This window comes from Marinobacter sp. (assembly GCF_048269445.1).
Lineage (GTDB): Bacteria > Pseudomonadota > Gammaproteobacteria > Pseudomonadales > Oleiphilaceae > Marinobacter.
In genome coordinates, this window is sequence record NZ_JBLXIQ010000004.1 from 466,917 (window position 1) to 485,652 (window position 18,736).

At 55.4% G+C, this 18,736-nt stretch carries 15 protein-coding genes and 4 tRNA genes; 4 read left to right on the forward strand and 15 right to left on the reverse strand.

Annotated elements, in window-relative coordinates; genetic code table 11:
* Positions 1-4: 4 nt before the first annotated feature.
* The 7 genes from clpX to ACN0XM_RS11200 all read right to left on the reverse strand — a co-directional run bounded on the left by clpX (position 5) and on the right by ACN0XM_RS11200 (position 4,248).
* Positions 5-1,288 (reverse strand): ATP-dependent Clp protease ATP-binding subunit ClpX, encoded by a 1,284-nt coding sequence (gene clpX, locus ACN0XM_RS11170; RefSeq protein WP_417567006.1) that lies wholly within the window; start codon positions 1,286-1,288, stop codon positions 5-7.
* Positions 1,289-1,364: 76 nt separating this feature from the next.
* On the reverse strand, positions 1,365-2,000 hold the full coding sequence (clpP, locus tag ACN0XM_RS11175; protein ID WP_417567007.1) for an ATP-dependent Clp endopeptidase proteolytic subunit ClpP: 636 nt from the start codon (positions 1,998-2,000) through the stop codon (positions 1,365-1,367).
* A 171-nt stretch (positions 2,001-2,171) separates the two neighbouring features.
* Positions 2,172-3,476 carry a trigger factor gene (gene tig / locus ACN0XM_RS11180; protein WP_417567008.1) on the reverse strand — a complete coding sequence of 435 codons (1,305 nt, stop codon included), beginning with the start codon at positions 3,474-3,476 and terminating at the stop codon, positions 2,172-2,174.
* A gap of 240 nt (positions 3,477-3,716) precedes the next feature.
* A tRNA-Leu gene (locus ACN0XM_RS11185) sits at positions 3,717-3,801 on the reverse strand.
* A 79-nt stretch (positions 3,802-3,880) separates the two neighbouring features.
* A tRNA-His gene (locus ACN0XM_RS11190) sits at positions 3,881-3,956 on the reverse strand.
* Positions 3,957-4,062: 106 nt separating this feature from the next.
* Positions 4,063-4,139: transfer RNA gene (locus ACN0XM_RS11195), tRNA-Arg, on the reverse strand.
* A 32-nt stretch (positions 4,140-4,171) separates the two neighbouring features.
* A tRNA-Pro gene (locus tag ACN0XM_RS11200) sits at positions 4,172-4,248 on the reverse strand.
* A 231-nt stretch (positions 4,249-4,479) separates the two neighbouring features.
* Here ACN0XM_RS11200 and folD point away from each other — a divergent pair.
* Positions 4,480-5,337, forward strand: coding sequence for a bifunctional methylenetetrahydrofolate dehydrogenase/methenyltetrahydrofolate cyclohydrolase FolD (gene folD / locus ACN0XM_RS11205; RefSeq protein ID WP_417567009.1), 858 nt, complete (start codon positions 4,480-4,482; stop codon positions 5,335-5,337).
* A 140-nt stretch (positions 5,338-5,477) separates the two neighbouring features.
* On the opposite strand, the gene ACN0XM_RS11210 is transcribed toward folD, so the two are convergent.
* The 3 genes from ACN0XM_RS11210 to ACN0XM_RS11220 all read right to left on the reverse strand — a co-directional run bounded on the left by ACN0XM_RS11210 (position 5,478) and on the right by ACN0XM_RS11220 (position 10,873).
* Positions 5,478-7,658: a malate synthase G gene (locus ACN0XM_RS11210; RefSeq protein WP_417567010.1), complete on the reverse strand. Its 2,181-nt coding sequence runs from the start codon at positions 7,656-7,658 to the stop codon at positions 5,478-5,480.
* A gap of 150 nt (positions 7,659-7,808) precedes the next feature.
* Positions 7,809-9,197, reverse strand: coding sequence for a cysteine--tRNA ligase (cysS, locus tag ACN0XM_RS11215; protein ID WP_417567011.1), 1,389 nt, complete (start codon positions 9,195-9,197; stop codon positions 7,809-7,811).
* Positions 9,194-10,873: a glutamine--tRNA ligase/YqeY domain fusion protein gene (locus ACN0XM_RS11220; protein ID WP_417567012.1), complete on the reverse strand. Its 1,680-nt coding sequence runs from the start codon at positions 10,871-10,873 to the stop codon at positions 9,194-9,196. The genes cysS and ACN0XM_RS11220 overlap by 4 nt, the downstream gene beginning before the upstream one ends.
* 138 nt (positions 10,874-11,011) lie before the next feature.
* On the opposite strand from ACN0XM_RS11220, the gene ACN0XM_RS11225 reads away from it, so the two are divergent.
* Together ACN0XM_RS11225 and ACN0XM_RS11230 are read left to right on the forward strand one after the other, a co-directional pair.
* On the forward strand, positions 11,012-11,521 hold the full coding sequence (locus ACN0XM_RS11225; RefSeq protein ID WP_417567013.1) for a peptidylprolyl isomerase: 510 nt from the start codon (positions 11,012-11,014) through the stop codon (positions 11,519-11,521).
* Positions 11,518-12,243, forward strand: coding sequence for a UDP-2,3-diacylglucosamine diphosphatase (locus ACN0XM_RS11230; protein WP_417567014.1), 726 nt, complete (start codon positions 11,518-11,520; stop codon positions 12,241-12,243). Before ACN0XM_RS11225 ends, ACN0XM_RS11230 begins: the two co-directional genes overlap by 4 nt.
* A gap of 38 nt (positions 12,244-12,281) precedes the next feature.
* Here the strand turns inward: ACN0XM_RS11230 and ACN0XM_RS11235 are convergent, their stop codons facing one another.
* The 5 genes from ACN0XM_RS11235 to ACN0XM_RS11255 form a co-directional block, all read right to left on the reverse strand.
* Positions 12,282-13,079, reverse strand: a complete 798-nt coding sequence (locus tag ACN0XM_RS11235) for an amino acid ABC transporter ATP-binding protein (protein ID WP_417567015.1) — start codon at positions 13,077-13,079, stop codon at positions 12,282-12,284.
* 11 nt (positions 13,080-13,090) lie between these two features.
* Positions 13,091-14,176, reverse strand: a complete 1,086-nt coding sequence (locus tag ACN0XM_RS11240) for an ABC transporter permease subunit (RefSeq protein WP_417567016.1) — start codon at positions 14,174-14,176, stop codon at positions 13,091-13,093.
* Entirely contained in the window at positions 14,176-15,363 is a 1,188-nt protein-coding gene (locus ACN0XM_RS11245; RefSeq protein WP_417567017.1) for an amino acid ABC transporter permease, read from the reverse strand. The genes ACN0XM_RS11240 and ACN0XM_RS11245 overlap by 1 nt, the downstream gene beginning before the upstream one ends.
* 91 nt (positions 15,364-15,454) lie before the next feature.
* The gene (locus ACN0XM_RS11250; RefSeq protein ID WP_417567018.1) at positions 15,455-16,480 is read right to left on the reverse strand and encodes an amino acid ABC transporter substrate-binding protein; all 1,026 of its coding nucleotides are present in this window, start codon (positions 16,478-16,480) and stop codon (positions 15,455-15,457) included.
* A gap of 263 nt (positions 16,481-16,743) precedes the next feature.
* The gene (locus tag ACN0XM_RS11255; protein WP_417567019.1) at positions 16,744-17,643 is read right to left on the reverse strand and encodes a hypothetical protein; all 900 of its coding nucleotides are present in this window, start codon (positions 17,641-17,643) and stop codon (positions 16,744-16,746) included.
* Positions 17,644-18,090: 447 nt separating this feature from the next.
* Here ACN0XM_RS11255 and ACN0XM_RS11260 point away from each other — a divergent pair, with 447 nt between their 5' ends.
* Positions 18,091-18,654: an outer membrane beta-barrel protein gene (locus tag ACN0XM_RS11260; RefSeq protein ID WP_417567020.1), complete on the forward strand. Its 564-nt coding sequence runs from the start codon at positions 18,091-18,093 to the stop codon at positions 18,652-18,654.
* Positions 18,655-18,736: the final 82 nt, after the last annotated feature.

Consider the following 18,736-nt stretch of genomic DNA (forward strand, 5'->3'; position numbering starts at 1 on the left):
AAGTTCAATCTTCTGGAACTGCCTTGGCGTGATCGCTGCTCGCGTAGATCTTGAAGGGTTCGGAATCCCCGTTTATCACGCTCTCGTCAATCACAACCTTGATCACGTCGTGCTCAGACGGGATCTGGTACATGGTATCCAGAAGCGTCGCTTCCATGATCGACCGCAATCCTCGGGCACCGGTTTTCCGCACCATCGCCTTCTTGGCAACCGCCCGCAACGCATCGTCCCGGAAATCCAGCTCGACTCCTTCCATATCAAACAGCTTCTGATACTGCTTGGTCAGGGAGTTCTTGGGCTCGGTCAAGATCTGAATCAATGCTTCCTCATCAAGCTCGTTTAGCGTTGCAACCACCGGCAGACGGCCAACGAACTCCGGAATCAGGCCGTATTTGACCAGATCCTCGGTCTCCACGTCCTTGATGATATCGCCGGTGTTCTTGGCATCGTCCTGGCTGGCCACGGAGGCGGAGAAGCCAATGCTGTTCTTCTCAGTCCGCTCACGAATAACCTTGTCCAGCCCGGCAAAGGCACCGCCACAGATGAACAGCATGTTGCCGGTATCGACCTGCAGGAATTCTTGCTGCGGATGCTTGCGACCTCCCTGGGGCGGAACCGAGGCAACGGTGCCTTCGATCAGCTTCAGCAACGCCTGCTGCACACCTTCGCCGGAAACATCCCGGGTAATAGAAGGGTTATCAGACTTGCGGGAAATCTTGTCGATCTCATCAATGTAGACAATACCCCGCTGGGCCTTGTCGACATCGTAATCGCATTTTTGCAGAAGCTTCTGGATGATGTTCTCAACATCCTCACCCACATAACCTGCCTCGGTCAGCGTTGTCGCATCGGCAATCGTGAAAGGAACATTAAGCATGCGCGCGAGAGTTTCTGCCAGCAGGGTCTTACCGCTACCGGTCGGACCAATCAGCAGAATGTTGCTCTTTCCGAGCTCGACATCACCCTTGCCTTCCCCATAACGAAGGCGTTTGTAGTGGTTGTAAACCGCAACCGATAGCACCACTTTGGCACGATCCTGACCAATCACATACTCGTCGAGGGTAATGCGGATCTCGGCCGGTGTAGGAAGGCGATCGCTCGGCTCTTCCTGCGCATTCTCCTGGATTTCTTCCCGGATAATGTCATTGCACAGGTCGACGCACTCGTCGCAGATGAACACCGAAGGCCCTGCAATGAGCTTACGGACTTCATGCTGGCTCTTTCCACAAAACGAGCAGTAAAGCAACTTGCCGTTATCGTCGCCTCTGCCGTTTCTTTCATCTGCCATTGAAATACCTCTGATCTCGTTTTGCCAGCGTTACAGCCTGATACGCCGGCCAAGTATGATGCGATTACTTCCAGTATTATTTATTCGGTACGCGCTTATCAAGTATAGAATCAATCAGCCCATACTCTTTCGCCTGCGTCGGATCCATGAAGTAATCACGGTCAGTGTCCTTGGCAATAGTCTCCAGATCCTGCCCGGTATGATGGGCCAGGATTGAATTTAGTGTATGCCGGATCTTGAGAATCTCGCGAGTGTGAATCTCGATATCGGTCGCCTGCCCCTGGTAGCCGCCCAGCGGCTGGTGGATCATCACCCGGGAGTTGGGCAGGCACGCACGCTTGCCAGCAGCGCCACCGGCGAGCAGGAACGCGCCCATGCTGGCTGCCTGACCAACGCAAAGTGTAGCCACATCCGGCTTGATGAACTGCATGGTGTCATAGATGGACATCCCCGCAGTCACAGAACCACCCGGGCTGTTGATATAAAGGTGAATGTCCTTGTCCGGATTTTCTGATTCAAGGAACAGGAGCTGCGCCACAATCAGGTTCGCCATGTGATCCTCTACCGGACCTACCATGAAGATCACCCGCTCTTTGAGCAGACGGGAATAAATATCGAACGACCGCTCTCCGCGAGCCGTCTGCTCGATAACAATCGGTACCAGTCCGGAACTGGTGACCATTGCGGGACCATCAATTGGTTTCTGCGTCATGATGCGCCTGAACTCCTTATGGACTATAGGTCGTGGACTCGTGCCACGGCAGTTTCAGTAATGTTGTACCCCGTACTTTGCCAGCAGCAGCCCCAGATGAAAACAGCCGGGCATGCCGGCTGTTTGTGGGATCGGCCAACCGGGCCGGAATTGATCCGACCCACGGTCAAATCAGCGCTGGGGTTGACCAGCCTGCACGGCCTCTTCGTACTTGACCTTCTTCTCTTTCACGTCGGCTTGTTCAAGCACGTGGTCAACAACAGCATCCTCCAAAACAGAGGACTCAATCTGGGATTTCTGCTCCGGACTGCTGTTGAAGTGTGCAACAACCTCTTCAGGCTGCTCATACGTAGACGCGATTTCCTGGATCTTTTCATCCACTTTCGCCGGGTCTGCTTTCAGGTCATTCTTCTTGACCACTTCCTGGAACAGGAGCCCGGTCTTCACGCGGCGCTCAGCCTGCTCTTGAAAAATTTCCTTCGGCAGTTGCTGGAAATCAACCTGGCCACCGAAACGCTGGACCGCGTCCTGGCGCAGACGATCAATCTCCTGGTCCACCAGGGCAGCCGGGATGTCCAGCTGAGTGGTTTCAAGCAGTCCGTCAACAACGTCGTTCTTAACCTTGTTCGCGACCGCCTGTTTGAGCTCCCGCTCCATGTTCTTTTTGACTTCTTCACGGAACGCCGCTTCGTCTTCGGCATCAATACCGAATTTCTTGAAGAACTCGGCATCCATTTCCGGCAGCTGGGGCTCTTCTACCTTATGGATCTTGATTTCAAACTTTGCCGGCTTACCTGCCAGATCCTCGTTGTGATAGTCCTCCGGGAAGGTCACTTCGATTTCCAGGTCTTCACCGGCCTTGCCGCCGATGATGGCCTTTTCGAAGCCAGGAATCATCTGACCAGAACCGAGAGTCAGGCGATGGCCTTCAGCCGAGCCACCCTCGAACTCTTCACCGTCAATAGTTCCTTTGAAATCGATGGTCAGCACGTCCTTGTTCTTGGACTTGCGCCCGACTTCTTTCATGGTGGCCTGCTGACGTCGCAGGTTGTCGATCATGTTGTCGACGTCTTTATCGGTGATCTCCGAGGTCAGCTTTTCAACTGGAATCTTGCTCAGATCACCCAGTTCGATTTCCGGAAGAACTTCGAAAATGGCGACGAACTCAAGGTCCTTGCCCTCTTCCATTGTCTTCGGCTCAAACTTCGGCCAGCCTGCCGGATTGATATCCTGCTCCTGCAGTGCCTTGATGTAGTTGTCGCGCATTACCTCGCCGACGATTTCCTGGCGGACGCTGTCACCGAAACGACGCTTGACCACGCTCATGGGCACCTTACCCGGACGGAAACCATTAAGGCGCACGGTACGCGCGGTTTCCTGCAGGCGTTTCTGGACCGCCTGGTCGATTTCCTGGGCGGGCACACCAATCGTCATGCGACGCTCGATGTTGGAGGTCGTTTCAACAGACACTTGCATGGAAGATCCTCAAATTACAGGTTCGGTATGTGAATGAAATTAAACCTAATAGTCCGGTTTGGGGGAAATTCCCGCAAAGGACCGAAAATTAAAAGCCGGTAGTTTATCATGCTTTGCCCCGCCGAGAGAATCACCTGACAAAGCACTTTGAACTGCATCTCTGATAAGACCGGAAAACCACTAAAGATCAGAGTTGGGGACGAAACCGGAAAAAGAAAGGCGAAATGACAAAAGAAAGGGTGGTGCGCGAGGAGAGACTCGAACTCTCACGGGTTGCCCCACTGGAACCTAAATCCAGCGCGTCTACCAGTTCCGCCACTCGCGCACAACGGGATGAAGAATCACCGACGGCTAGACTGCCACCAATACATTCAACAAACGCGGAAACAAACCAAAAAGAAAAGTGGGGTGGACGAAGGGGATCGAACCCTCGACCGCAGGAGTCACAATCCTGAGCTCTACCAACTGAGCTACGTCCACCACATAGGGACATACCTTTCGGTACCTTCCTTCTGACGACTGAGTCGTCAACATTTCAACTTTGCCGGTTACGGTCGCTCCGGCGCGGACCAAGCCGACGACTTGATGGCGCGCCCGGCAGGACTCGAACCTGCGACCACCCGCTTAGAAGGCGGGTGCTCTATCCAGCTGAGCTACGGGCGCTTGACCGTTCGCCCACCTGAACATTCAGAAAATGGTCGGGGTAGAGAGATTCGAACTCCCGACATCCTGCTCCCAAAGCAGGCGCGCTACCAGACTGCGCTATACCCCGATTAAACTGAACAACAAGTGCTTCAGCAAAGTTGGCGCGCATATTACCGGCGCGGGCGGGTCCCGTCAACACGGAATTTTAAATTCCCCGAGACAACAACTCCCAAGCGGAAAAATACCGCCACAAAAGCGCCCCCTGCGCAGGCCACGCGCGCCCCAATTGGAGTTCTGACGGAAGCATGAGACAATGCCCGGCCTCCAATTTACCGATGCCCAAGCGACAAGACGAGACATGACCGCCAAACTGATCAACGGAAAAGAAATTGCCGCCGAAGTAAGACAGCAGGTCGCCATTGGCGTGGAAGCCCGCAGACAGCAGGGACTTCGAGCCCCGGGACTTGCCGTGGTCCTGGTTGGCGACGATCCCGCCTCTCATGTATACGTAGGCAACAAACGCAAGGCCTGTGATGAAGCCGGGATCCTCTCCCTGTCCTATGACCTGCCGGCAGACACCTCCCAAGAAGCTCTGGAGGCACTGATAGACGAACTGAACGAGAATCCGACCGTAGACGGGATTCTGGTGCAACTCCCCCTCCCCGACCATCTGGACGCCGACCCCATTCTGGTCAAGATCCGGCCAGACAAGGATGTGGACGGCTTTCACCCCTACAACATTGGCCGGCTGATGCAGCGCAAACCTACCTTGCGCCCCTGCACTCCTGCGGGCGTCATCACCCTGCTCGACAGCATCGGCACGCCTTACAAGGGCCAGCACGCCGTGATTGTGGGCGCCTCCAACATTGTCGGGCGGCCAATGAGCATGGAACTGCTTCTTAAGGGCGCCACCACAACCGTTTGCCACCGGTTCACACCGGATCTGGAAAAGTTTGTCCGGGAAGCGGACATTCTGGTGGCAGCCGTTGGCAAACCCGGCCTGATCAAGGGAGAGTGGGTGAAGCCAGGCGCAACAGTGATTGACGTGGGCATCAATCGGATGGAAGACGGCAAACTGCATGGCGACGTGGATTTCAAGGCTGCATCTGAGAGGGCCGCCTACATCACGCCGGTTCCGGGCGGTGTCGGACCCATGACCATTGCAACCTTGCTGCAGAACACCCTGTACGCGGCGGACGTGCTACACAGGGACTGAAGGTCCCAACTGCCCGATTACAGCTTCGCCTGATCTAACTTACTAAGAGCACAGACATTGGGGTAGGTCGGATTAGGCAAAGCCGTAATCCGACAAGCCACAAAAAACCCCGCCGCAGCGGGGTTTTTTGTGGCCAGAGCTTACTGTCCGTATTTGGCCTTCGCCTTGAGACGGTAGGCGTGGAGGAGCGGCTCGGTATAACCGTTCGGCTGCTCGCGACCCTTGAGAACCAGATCCAGTGCTGCCTGGAAGGCCACACTGTCATCAAAGTTACCGGCCATCGGGCGATATGCAGGATCTCCGGCGTTCTGCTTGTCGACCACTGCTGCCATCCGCTTCATGGTTTCCATGATCTGGTCTTCTGAGCAGACACCATGGTGCAGCCAGTTGGCGAGCAACTGGGATGCAATCCGGAGGGTGGCACGGTCTTCCATCAGGCCCACATCATTGATATCGGGCACTTTGGAACAGCCAACACCCTGATCAATCCAGCGCACAACATAACCGAGAATACCCTGGGCATTGTTGTCCAGCTCCTGCTGGATGTCTTCGGCGCTCAGCGCAGATGGATCTTCCATCACCGGCACCGTCAGGATGTCATCCAGGGCAGCGCGGGGGCGGCTTTCCAGCTCTTTTTGAACATCAGCCACACTGACTTGATGGTAATGGGTGGCATGCAGGGTCGCGGCAGTGGGAGACGGAACCCAGGCGGTGTTGGCGCCAGCTTTCGGGTGACCGATCTTGGCTTCCAGCATGCCCGCCATCAGATCCGGCATGGCCCACATGCCCTTGCCAATCTGGGCAACGCCACGGAAACCGGTCTCCAAACCGATGTCGACGTTCCATTGCTCGTAGGCATTGATCCAGGTTGCCTGCTTCATCGCGCCTTTGCGAATGAATGGACCCAACTCCATAGAGGTGTGAATCTCGTCACCAGTGCGGTCCAGGAAGCCGGTGTTGATGAACACAGCGCGCTCCCTTGCGGCATGGATACAGGCCTTCAGGTTAACCGTGGTACGGCGCTCCTCGTCCATAATGCCGACTTTCAGGGTAAAGCGCGGCATACCGAGAGCGTCTTCAACGCGACCAAAGAATTCGTTGGTGAAAGCAACTTCTTCAGGGCCGTGCATCTTCGGCTTCACGATGTACATGGAGCCCTTGGTGCTGTTCTGGAACTTGCCACTGCTCTTCATGTCGTGAATGGCAATCAGCGAGGTGATCAGGCCATCCATCAGACCTTCCGGCACTTCGCTACCGTCTTTCAGCAGGATGGCCGGGTTGGTCATCAGGTGGCCGACGTTACGGATAAACATCAGGCTGCGACCCTTCAGGCTCAGCTCACCGCCATCCGGTGCGTTATAGATACGGTCCGGATTCATCTTGCGGGTCAGCTGCTGACCACCCTTCTCGAAGGTTTCCTGCAGGTCGCCCTTCATCAGTCCCAGCCAGTTGCGGTACGCCAGTGCCTTGTCGTCAGCATCCACGGCGGCTACCGAGTCTTCGCAGTCCATGATGGTGGTCAGTGCAGATTCCATCAGTACGTCTTTGACGTTAGCGCCGTCGTCTTTGCCGATCGGATGGCTGGCGTCAATCTGGATCTCGAAGTGCATGCCGTTCTTGACCAGCAGCACGCCGGTGGGCGCATCCGCGGCACCGGTGTATCCAACAAAGCCGGCCTCGTCTTTCAGACCAGTGGACTCACCGTTCTGCAGCTTGACAACCAGCTTGCCGCCTTCAACCAGGTACCTGGCCGCGTCCTTGTGACTGCCAGTGGCCAACGGCGCTGAGCTGTCGAGCAGGTTGCGGGCCCATTCGATGACCTTGGCACCACGCACCGGGTTGTAACCACGGCCTTTCTCAGCGCCGTCTTCCTCGGAAATTGCGTCGGTGCCGTAGAGGGCATCGTAGAGGCTTCCCCAACGCGCGTTCGCGGCGTTGAGAGCAAAGCGGGCATTCATGATCGGAACCACCAGCTGCGGGCCGGCCATGGTGGCCACTTCCGGGTCCACGTTGGAGGTGGAGATCTTGAACTCGGAGGGCTCGTCTACCAGGTAGCCAATGTCTTTCAGGAACGACTTGTACTCGGCCATGTCCAGCTTCTGGCCCTTGTGGTCGCGGTTCCAGCTGTCCATTTTCTCCTGGATCGAATCGCGCTTGGCCAGCAATTCACGGTTGCGCGGCGCCAGCTCGTTCACGATCGTGTCAAATTCTGCCCAGAATTTATCGGCATCGATTCCGGTGCCCGGAATCGCTTCGTTGTTTACGAAATCATACAGATTCTTTGCGACCTGAATGCCGCCGACTTGTACGCGTTCTGTCATTGTTGTCTGCCTCAGTGGGTTACATTTCCCGACTCCCCCTTCGCCTTGAGGGGGCATTCTAATTTGTGCGCCGCATTGTAAGGGAAAATCCTTACAAGATCATTCCTGCAAGCGCAAAACTGGTCTGACCAATCACCGTTAATTCGAAACTCAAACCCGCCGCCAACTCGTGCCCTCGCGGGAGTCATCCAGAATAATGCCTTTTCCCGCCAGCTCGTCGCGAATTCTGTCAGCCTCGGCAAAATCCTTTGCCTTACGGGCATCCGCCCGGGCCTGGATCAAGGCCTCAATGCTTTCAGCGCTGAGCTCACCTCCGCCGCCCCCCTGGAAAAAGGCCTCGGGATCCTGCTGCAGCAGGCCAAGCACACCACCCAGCCTGACCAGCACCGTGGCACTGCGCTTCGCTTCCTCTTCACGCCCGTCCCGGCGATGCTGATTGATCTCGTTGGCGACAGCGTGCAGCACAGCAATAGCGCCTGCGGTATTGAAATCATCATCCATCGCTTCGGCAAACCGCTGGTCATGCTCTGTTTCCGGCACATCCGCCGCTTTCGCGGGCACAATGCCACGCAGCGCATGATAAAGCCGGGTAAGCGTTCGACCGGCCTCGGCCAGGTTTTCCTCAGAATAGTCCACCTGGCTCCGGTAATGACTGGAAACCAGGAAGTAGCGAACCACTTCCGCAGGGTATTTTTCCATAATCTCGCGGATGGTGAAGAAATTACCCAGAGATTTGGACATCTTCTCCTTGTTTACCCGAATGGCACCCGCGTGCATCCAGGTATTTACGAAGGCATGGCCGGTGGCGCATTCGGATTGGGCAATCTCGTTTTCATGGTGCGGGAACAACAGATCGGGGCCGCCGCCATGAATATCGAAAGTGTCCCCCAGGCAGGAGGTGGACATGGCCGAACACTCAATGTGCCAACCGGGTCGGCCATCACCCCAGGGTGAAGGCCAGCTGACTTCCCCTGCTTTGGCCGCTTTCCAAAGGGCGAAATCCGCCGGGCTACGCTTGGCTTCCTGAACATCGACCCGGGCACCCGCCAGCAGATCTTCCAACTTCTTCTTGCTGAGCTTGCCGTACCCATCAAAGGAATCAACGGAAAAATACACATCACCGTTAGCAGCGGCATAGGCATGCCCGCCAGAGATCAGCTTGTGGATCATCGCGATGATTTCGTCGATGTACGCGGTGGCCCGGGGCTCCTCATTGGGAGACAGCACACCCAGGCGTGCCTCGTCTTCGTGCATGGCCTGAATCATGCGTCCCGTAAGTTCATTGTAGGGCTCACCGTTTTCATCCGCCCGGCGCAGAATCTTGTCGTCGATATCGGTGATATTGCGAACGTAATCCACCTCATAACCGCGATGGCGCAGGTAACGGGTGACCACATCAAATGCCACCAGAACCCTTGCGTGGCCCAAGTGGCAGTAGTCGTAGACCGTCATGCCACAGACGTAGATCCGCACCTTCCAGGGCTCAATGGGCCGGAACTCTTCCTTCTGCTGGGTCAACGTGTTGTAGATGCGGATCACTTGCCCCCCTTACCCCAGGAATCCCTGAGCGTTACGGTTCGGTTGAAAACCGGCCGGCCGGCGCTGGCGGTGTGATCCTGGTCACAGAAGAAATAACCCTCCCGTTCGAACTGGTATGGCAGCACGGTAAGAGGCTCTAGCAAACTCTTCTCAACCCGGGCACCCTTGAGAACGACCAGAGATTCAGGGTTCAGATGATCCATCAGATCACCGTCCTTATCGCTGTCCGGCGATTCATGGTTGAAGAGGCGGTCGTACAGGTTGATATCCGCTTCCACACTGTCCGTCGCAGACACCCAGTGAACAACGCCGTTCGGCTTGTAGCCTTCAGGATTCACACCCAGGGTATTTGGATCGTATTCGCACTTGAGCTCAACAATCTCGCCACTGTCGTCTCGAATAACTTCCCGACACGTCATCACGTAGCCGCCCCGCAAGCGTACCGCCTGATCCGGTGCCAGCCGCTTCCATTTGCGCGGAGGCTCCATTTCGAAATCCTCGCGGTCAATAAAAAGGGTCTGGGTCCAGGGCACTTCGCGCTCGCCCATTTCCGGATTTTGAGGGTGCACCGGGAGCGTCAGGGTCTCACTCTGATCGGCCGGGTAATTAGTCAGCGTCACCTTCAGTGGACGCATCACACACATGGCGCGCGGGGCCCGATTGTTCAGGTCTTCCCGGATGGCATGCTCCAGCATGCCCACATCCACGGTGCCGCCAGCCTTGTTCACGCCGATCATGTCGCAGAAGGTGCGAATGGATTCGGGTGTATAACCGCGCCGGCGCATACCGGAAATAGTGGGCATCCGCGGATCATCCCATGAGTCGACAACACCTTCGTCCACCAGACGCTTGAGCTTGCGCTTGGAAGTAATGGTGTAATTCAGGTTCAACCGCGCAAATTCGATCTGGCGCGGATGGCACGGGGCGGAGATGTTATCGAGAACCCAGTCATACAGCGGCCGGTGGTCTTCAAATTCCAGGGTGCACAGGGAGTGGGTGATCCCCTCCATGGCATCGGAAATCGGGTGGGTGAAATCGTACATCGGGTAGATGCACCATTTGTTACCGGTCTGATGGTGCTCAGCGTAACGGATACGGTAAAGAATCGGATCCCGCAGGTTAATGTTCGGCGACGCCATATCAATCTTGGCACGCAGAACCAGCTCTCCATTCTGATATTTGCCGTCACGCATGTCGCGGAACAACTTCAGGCTCTCTTCAACGGGACGGTCCCGGTACGGGCTGTTTCTGCCCGGCTCTTTAAGGCTACCCCGGTACTCGGCCATTTCGTCGGCCGACAATGCGCACACGTACGCCTTGTCCCGGGTGATCAACTCTTCAGCGAAATTATAAAGGGCGTCAAAGTAATCCGAGGCGTAATGCACGTCTCCGGCCCATTCGTAGCCAAGCCACTCCACATCCTGCTTGATGGCATCAATGTATTCCTGGTTTTCTTTTTCCGGATTAGTGTCGTCAAACCGCAGGTTGCATTCGCCGGAAAAGGTTTCGGCGATACCAAAGTTCAGGCAGATCGATTTGGCGTGACCAATGTGCAGGTAGCCATTCGGCTCAGGCGGGAAACGGGTAACCACCTTCCCGGTGTGTTCGCCGCTGGCGATGGCGTCTTCGATCAGGCTCTGGATAAAGTTGTGGGCTTTCTTCGACTCGGCGCTCATACAATCTCTGTTAAAGGGGAGTGAATCTTAAACCGCGTATTATACTCACAAATCCTCGCCGGACTCATGCATAGCGGGAAACTCTTGAGTACAATGGGGGCCTTTAACGCAATCAACCTCTCTGAACAGGAAACCCTGATGATTCTGCTGACAACCAACTACGGTGACATCAAGCTGGAACTTGATTACGACAAGGCTCCGGAAACCGCCAAAAACTTTGAACAGTACGTTCGCGATGGCTTTTACGATGGCCTTGTCTTTCACCGTGTGATCAGCAACTTCATGATTCAGGGTGGCGGCTTTGAGCCGGGAATGACTCCGCGCAAAACCCGGGACTCGATTCAGAACGAAGCAGACAACGGGCTGAGCAACATGCAGGGAACCGTTGCCATGGCCCGCACCATGGACCCCCATTCGGCCACCGCACAGTTCTTCATCAATGTTGAAAACAACGGCTTCCTGGACCACACCGCCAAGAACGCGGAAGGCTGGGGTTACTGCGTGTTCGGCAAAGTGGTTGAAGGCATGGAAACGGTGAATGCCATTCGTGCGGTGCGGACCACCATGCGCGCTGGCCATCAGGACGTTCCGGCGGATGACGTGGTCATCGAGAAAGCGAAAGTTCTGGAGGACGGGGGCGCAGCGTGACCACGCTGTTTATCTCGGATCTTCACCTGGAAGAGTCACGCCCGGACATCACTGAGGCGTTTCTGGCTTTTCTCGATGAAAAAGCGGCTGGGGTAGAGCAACTCTACATCCTTGGCGACTTTTTCGAGGCCTGGATCGGTGACGATGAACGCACCCCGCTGCAGGAACAAGTTGCTGCCGCCCTCCGCACAGTAAACGAGAGCGGCACCAAGATCTTCCTGATGCATGGCAACCGGGATTTCCTTATCGGAGAGGATTTCTGTAATCGTGCCGGAGCCACTCTGCTGAACGACCCTTCCGTGATCGATCTCTATGGCACCCCCACCCTGCTGATGCACGGCGATAGCCTTTGCACCGCCGATGTGGAGTACCAGAAGTTCCGTGCCAACATGCGCAATCCCCAGTGGCAGCAGATGATTCTTCAGCGGCCCCTGAAAGACCGCCAGCAGATGGCCCGCCAGCTGCGGGAAATCAGTATGGCGAAAAATCAGGGCAAGGAAGAGTTCATCATGGACGTAACGCCAGGCGAAGTGATCCGGGAAATGGAGGTCCACGGTGTGCAGCGCCTGATCCACGGGCACACCCACCGACCTGCCGTGCACGAATTAACCGCCAGTGGCGAACCGGCAAAACGAATTGTTCTGGGGGACTGGGACAAAAACGTCTGGTGGCTCGAAGTCCGGCCCGGCGAGGAACCGGCGCTGCAGAAACACCCGTTGTGATAAGCGTAAGGCCGGACCGTAATCCGGCCTTACTGGCTTCAGTGCTGCAATATCTGTTCGAGGAATTTCCGGGTTCGCGGCTCTTTCGGGTTCGAGAAGAACTCCTCCGGCGGTGCCTCCTCCACAATCTCGCCCCCGTCCATGAAGATCACCCGGTCTGCCACGGTTTTGGCGAAGCCCATTTCATGGGTAACACAAATCATGGTCATGCCACTTTCCGCCAACTCCACCATGACATCGAGCACCTCCTTAATCATTTCCGGATCCAGCGCCGACGTGGGCTCATCGAACAGCATGATCTTTGGCTTCATACACAAAGCCCGGGCAATGGCCACACGCTGCTGCTGACCGCCTGACAGCTGGCCGGGGTATTTGTTGGCCTGGTCCGGTATTTTCACCCGCTCCAGATATTCCATCGCTGATGCCTCCGCCTCCCTGCGCGGAATTTTCCTGACCCAGATGGGAGAGAGACAACAGTTCTCCAGAACCGTGAGATGCGGGAACAGGTTGAAGTGCTGAAACACCATTCCAACTTCCCTGCGAACGCTGTCGATCTGTCGGACATCGTCTGTCAGTTCCACATCATCGACAATAATCTTGCCCTTCTGGTGCTCTTCCAGGCGGTTGATACAACGGATAAAGGTCGATTTCCCGGAGCCGGAAGGGCCACAAATAACAATCCGCTCACCCTGTTTAACGGTAAGGTTGAGGTTCTGGAGAACATGAAATTCCCCGTACCATTTGTGCATTCCTTCGACCCGGATGATATCGGGCTTCTGACCGGCCTGCCCGGCAGATGAGGTTTGCGCTTCGGAATTCTGAGTTTGTTCTGTCATAGGGTTACCCATCAGGATTTATGACCGGTGTCGAGTTTGCGTTCAAGCTTCTGACTGTATCTCGATATTCCGAAACAGAAGATCCAGAAACAGAAGGCCACGAAGACGTAACCTTCCACGGCAACGTTCTGCCAGGCGGGATCTGTCACCGTGGATTGCACCGTCCCGAGAATATCGAAAAGGCCGATAATCAGCACCAGAGTGGTGTCCTTGAACAACGCTATAAACGTGTTAACGATGCCGGGTATGACCATCTTCAGCGCCTGGGGCAGAATTACCAGTCCCATCCTGCGCCAATACCCGAGCCCCAGCGCACTGGCCGCCTCATACTGCCCCCTCGGGATTGCCTGCAAGCCGCCTCGTATGACTTCTGCCATGTAAGCGGACTGCCAGAGCGTAATGCCGATCAGCGCCCTTGCAAGCTTTTCAAAATTGACACCCTCGGGAAGAAACAGCGGCAACATCACCGACGCCATGAACAGCACGGTAATCAGCGGAACGGCCCGCCAGACTTCAATGAAAACGACACATAGGCCGCGAATGATAGGCATCTCGGAGCGACGCCCCAAGGCCAGAAGAATACCGATGGGCAGCGAGGCGATAATCCCGATGTACGCGAGAATAAGCGTTAGCATCAGGCCGCCCCATTTCGTGCTCTGAACCTCCTCAAGTCCGAACGACCCTCCCGGTATCAGGAAATACCCAACGAAAGGCAGGCCAAAGATACCGAACAGCCCCAGCCACTTCCGGCCCGGAAATCCCTCGATAAACTGAGGGACAAAGGCAATGGCAAGCAGCAGGAACATGACATCTACCCGCCATTGCAAGACGTCCGGATAAAACCCGTAGATAAAGAAGTTCAGGCGCTGGCTGATGAACAGCCAGCAAGCTCCAGCGCCGGTACAGTCTTTCGCATCACTTCCAACAAAGGTCGCATCGAGGAAGAACCAGTTGAGCAAAGGCCCGACGCTCGTCACGATCAGATAGGCCACCGCCACAGTCAGTATCGTGTTGTACCAACCGGAAAACAGATTCTCTCGCATCCATTTGACGGGCCTGAGCGCTTTTTTGGGTGCCTTCATGGTTGACTCGGTCATCATCGCTCCTTAATGGCCACAGCCCGGTTGTATATATTCATGAACAGCGAGATCAGCAGACTGATCGTGAGATACACCGCCATCGTCATTGCGACAACTTCCACGGCCTGTCCGGTCTGGTTCAGTGTCGTACCCATAAATACAGCAACCAGATCGGGATAGCCGATAGCTGTAGCGAGCGAGGAGTTTTTGACAAGATTCAGGTACTGGCTGGTCAATGGCGGAATGATGACTCGCATGGCTTGCGGGATAACGACCAGCCGCAGGGTCAGTCCGCTCGGCAGCCCAAGAGCTTTGGAGGCTTCTGTCTGCCCCTTGCTGACAGACAGGATGCCGGACCGCACGATTTCAGCAATGAAACTGGCTGTGTAAAGAGAAAGCGCAATCCAGAGCGCAGCCAACTCTGGAATAATGGTCACCCCGCCGCCGAAGTTAAAACCCTTGAGCGCAGGCAGTTCCCATTCGAGGGGGCGACCAGCCACCAGGAAAGCAATCAGTGGGACAAGTACCAGAATCGCGACACTTACCTTGAACGTCGGAAAGATCTGGCCAGTGGCCAATTGTCTTCTCTTGGCCCATGCCCGGATACCGACCACGGATGCGATGGCAACGACAATGCCCCCCCATACAAGTCCGAAACCATCCTGGGTGAGCGGCTCCGGCAAATAAAGCCCCCGGTTATTGAGAAACAGTGTTCCGCCAACGTCAATGCTCTGTCGGGGGCCGGGCAAATTGCTGAGAACGGCGAAGTACCAGAAGAAAATCTGCAGCAGCAACGGGATATTCCGAATGACCTCGATATAGACGAGCGCCATCTTGGCTACCAGCCAGTTGCTAGATAGCCGAGCAACGCCAATCACAAAGCCGAGAATCGTTGCGGCGATCACACCCATCGCTGAAACAAGTAGTGTATTGGTCAGGCCGACCCAGAAGGTCCTGCCGTACGACATGGTCGCATCGTAAGGCACCAAATGCATGATGATACCAAAGCCGGCGGTTTCCTTGAGAAAACCGAAACCGGTACTGATACCACGGCTTTCCATATTGGAAAGTGTGTTGTCGACAAGTACCCATCCACCCCAGAAAACCAGGCCAATGGCGATGACCTGAAAGAAAATCGAGCGGACTCGTGGGTCGTACCAGGGCTTTGGCCCTGAAGGTCTGGTGTCAATTGTTTGTTTTTTCATGAAGTTTCCTGAAGAGCTTCCCTGCGGATTACAGCATCAGAGATCACAGCGGAGCCTCCTCACCAGAGGCCCCGCTGCATGCTTTCAGGTTTTAACGAACGGGCGGCGCGTAAAGGATACCGCCATCGGTCCACAGCGCGTTGATACCACGATCCAGGGCAAGCGGAGTATCCGGTCCGACGTTGCGATCATACATTTCGCCATAGTTGCCCACTGTTTTTACCACCTTGTGGCCAAAATCATCAGGCAGTCCCAGTTTGGCCCCCATATCCCCATCCGTGCCCAGCAGGCGCTGAATGTTCGGGTTGTCGGATTTGAGCATATCATCAGCATTGGCGCTGCTAACACCAAGTTCCTCGGCGTTGATCTGAACAGCAAGCACCCACTTCACGATATTGAACCATTGGTCGTCGCCTTGGCGCACAACCGGGCCCAGCGGCTCCTTGGAGATAGTGTTCGGCAGGATCTTTGCGGAATTCGGGTCGGACAGCTTCGAACGCAAGGCTGCCAACTGGGAACGGTCCGAGGTCAAGACGTCGCAGCGACCGGCGGCGAAGCCCTGAACGGTCTGCTCTGAGGTATCGAACACGATCGGCTTGAACTCCATGCCTTTGGCACGGAAGTAGTCTGACAGGTTCAGCTCGGTCGTGGTGCCGGCCTGGATACAGACAGTGGCGCCGTCGAGCTGTGTGGCATCATCCACCCCGATTCCTTTGTTGATCAGGAAGCCCTGGCCATCGTAGTAGTTGACGCCCGCAAAGTTCAGGCCCAGCGATGCGTCCCGTGTCAGTGTCCAGGTGGTGTTTCGTGAGAGCATATCGATCTCACCCGACTGCAGCGCAGTGAAGCGCTCTTTGGCGGTCAGCGGTGTGAATTGAACGGCACTTGAATCACCGAAGATGGCCGCTGCAACTGCGCGACATGTATCTACGTCAATGCCGGTCCAGTTGCCTTTCTCGTCAGGCTGGGAAAATCCCGGCAGGCCACTGGTTACTCCACACTGGAGGTGGCCTTTTTCTTTCACACTTTCCAGCGTGGTGGCCGCCATGGCACCTGTGGTTACAAACGTGCCCATTGCCAGAGCAATACCCAGGGCAATCGATTTCGTCTTTCTCATTGTCTTAGTCTCCGAACATCTGTTGGTTTTGTCGCAACGAGTCTGCCCAGCAAGTTGTGAGCCATGCACTACAAACCAATGATTTATATTGTTTTTATCCACCACCAGAGCGCTTCCGACCAATCTGGTTAGCGGTGATGGTGTTTCATGCACTACTACAGTGCCGTCGTTGCGGCCCCATGCGCCAAGAAAAGGCAACATTAGAGACCGTGCTCTATAAAAGTAGAACAATGTTTGGGAAATTAACTAATTTTTATAAGAAATTAATTGGATATTTTGAAGTCGGCAGGCTCTTTGTACGTTTCGAGGCGCTTCAACCAGCCCGGCAGCCAACGTTCGCGCTCAATGGAATCTTCAGCGTTCTGTGCCCTGCGAGTCAGTACCTGCCGGGCCGCCTCCTGAAATTGCTTAATGGCCGGTTCTTCCGGGTTGCCAGACATGGCCATCAGCACCTGTAACAGGCCCCAGCCTTCGCCTTTATAGCGTTCCGTCTGCGCAAGTCCCTCTCCTTTAAAATTGACGTAATCCATGAGGGCGTACACCCCGCCCGGTGTCTGACTGAGGGCTTCAAGGCGGGCGGCAATGTCATCCTTCCGTTCTGCGGGGGCTGCATCGATCACATCCGCCAACGATTTTCTGGCCCGGCGAAATATGAACTCCGCCTGAAGACCCTGGGTGCCTGCCAGAAACTCCCTCAGCTCTGCCATTTCAGGCGAATCAAGGACTGCGAGAAAAGATTGCCTGTTTGCCCAGGGGGCATCAAATGGCTCGACGACTCTCAGCCACTCGGGAATGCTCACCTGGCGCTGCCGCATGTACTCAATCAGGGCCGGAAAGCTTTCAACGAATCTCCCATCAACACCCTGCGGATACCAGATAAAGTGCCCGATCCCCAGAGATGGGAAAGCCTCACCCTCGTTCCAGTGGACAAGACACTCGAAACGCCCCGCGCACTCGTTTAGAAATATTTGCTGACCGACCCAATCCATCTGAGCGGGCTTGAGGACGAGGGAAACATCTGCACGCGATGCCGACGCGGCAGTTTCAGTCTCTTCTGCTAACTGACTGAATTCAGGAGACTCATCCTTTTCGGGACCCGAATCGCAACCGGTCAGAATGACGGAAGAGAGAAACAGAATCAGCGGGAAGCATTTTTTAACCAATCAATCACCTCATAGACATGATCGTCCGGCGCAAACACCGGACAGAATAACTCCTGAATTTCGCATCCTTGGCAATAATCGAAACGCACCCGTTCAGCTCACGCCCTCAAGGTTAAACAGGGGAGGCTCCGACGACCGGTGTCGGGGTATCTCCCGGGATCCTTGTGGCGATTATTTTCTCCTTAGACTTGCACGGTTGTACCACGATGACCGGCTAGTGGTTCGGCGAAGTCAATTATGGATCATTTCCGCTTCTCGATAATGACTGTTCACTTAACGATCTTTAAGACTTCTTGAAACTGGTCCATCAGCCGAACGCCGAGTTTTCGAATTATTTCAAATTATTACAAAGTAGTTACCGAGTAATGCATTTCAATTATATAGAGTCACGCACCGGACTGTGCATTGCCCGGTCCTGCAGTCAAAAAACTGAAAAAAGGATGTTTTATGAAAAACGCATTGATTTGCTCAGCTCTGTGCGCCGCACTGGCGTCCGGCACTGCCCACGCGGATAACCAGGGTACCTCCAGCTCCAACGGTCTGACCACTAACGATCTGGTCGCAAATGGCTATGCGGAAGCACGCCTGGGTTTTGCCGATATGGGTCTGAGCGATGATGCCATTGTTGTCGCAGGTACATTCGGCACGGCTCTGGACCAGGTTTTGCCAGGCCTGGGTGCTGAGGCAGAACTGACGCTGACTGCCGCGGATGCCGAAGCCAGCTATTTTGGAGAAACCTTCGAAGCCAGCTACTTCGGCCTCGGAGGCTACGCCACCTATACTCTGAGCCTGGATGAGCAGATCAGGGGGCTGGAACTTCTGGGTAGGGCCGGCCTGGTTTACGTGGATGCTGAAGTTGACACCGCATTCGGCTCGGCTGGCGATTCCAACATCGAACTCGGCGTGGGCATTGGCGCCCGCTACAACCTGCAAAACAACCTGGCCATTGTCGGCCGCTTCGACACCTACGACATTGATGTCCTGAGCATTGGTGCCACCTACCGGTTCTGATTATTCTCCAGAACTGTCGGGCCCTGTTTCAGACAGGGCCCTGAAAACCCCGTCAATTCATAACGTGCATTTATCGCTGAAT

Excerpts from the sequence above, each read along its gene's own strand:
- ACN0XM_RS11235 (WP_417567015.1), bottom strand. The coding sequence starts at position 13,079 with ATGACAGAACAAACTCAGAATTCCGAAGCGCAAACCTCATCTGCCGGG.
- folD (WP_417567009.1), top strand. The coding sequence starts at position 4,480 with ATGACCGCCAAACTGATCAACGGAAAAGAAATTGCCGCCGAAGTAAGA.
- ACN0XM_RS11245 (WP_417567017.1), bottom strand. The coding sequence starts at position 15,363 with ATGAAAAAACAAACAATTGACACCAGACCTTCAGGGCCAAAGCCCTGG.
- ACN0XM_RS11260 (WP_417567020.1), top strand. The coding sequence starts at position 18,091 with ATGAAAAACGCATTGATTTGCTCAGCTCTGTGCGCCGCACTGGCGTCC.
- ACN0XM_RS11250 (WP_417567018.1), bottom strand. The coding sequence starts at position 16,480 with ATGAGAAAGACGAAATCGATTGCCCTGGGTATTGCTCTGGCAATGGGC.
- ACN0XM_RS11210 (WP_417567010.1), bottom strand. The coding sequence starts at position 7,658 with ATGACAGAACGCGTACAAGTCGGCGGCATTCAGGTCGCAAAGAATCTG.
- tig (WP_417567008.1), bottom strand. The coding sequence starts at position 3,476 with ATGCAAGTGTCTGTTGAAACGACCTCCAACATCGAGCGTCGCATGACG.
- ACN0XM_RS11220 (WP_417567012.1), bottom strand. The coding sequence starts at position 10,873 with ATGAGCGCCGAGTCGAAGAAAGCCCACAACTTTATCCAGAGCCTGATC.
- ACN0XM_RS11240 (WP_417567016.1), bottom strand. The coding sequence starts at position 14,176 with ATGACCGAGTCAACCATGAAGGCACCCAAAAAAGCGCTCAGGCCCGTC.
- clpP (WP_417567007.1), bottom strand. The coding sequence starts at position 2,000 with ATGACGCAGAAACCAATTGATGGTCCCGCAATGGTCACCAGTTCCGGA.
- ACN0XM_RS11225 (WP_417567013.1), top strand. The coding sequence starts at position 11,012 with ATGATTCTGCTGACAACCAACTACGGTGACATCAAGCTGGAACTTGAT.
- clpX (WP_417567006.1), bottom strand. The coding sequence starts at position 1,288 with ATGGCAGATGAAAGAAACGGCAGAGGCGACGATAACGGCAAGTTGCTT.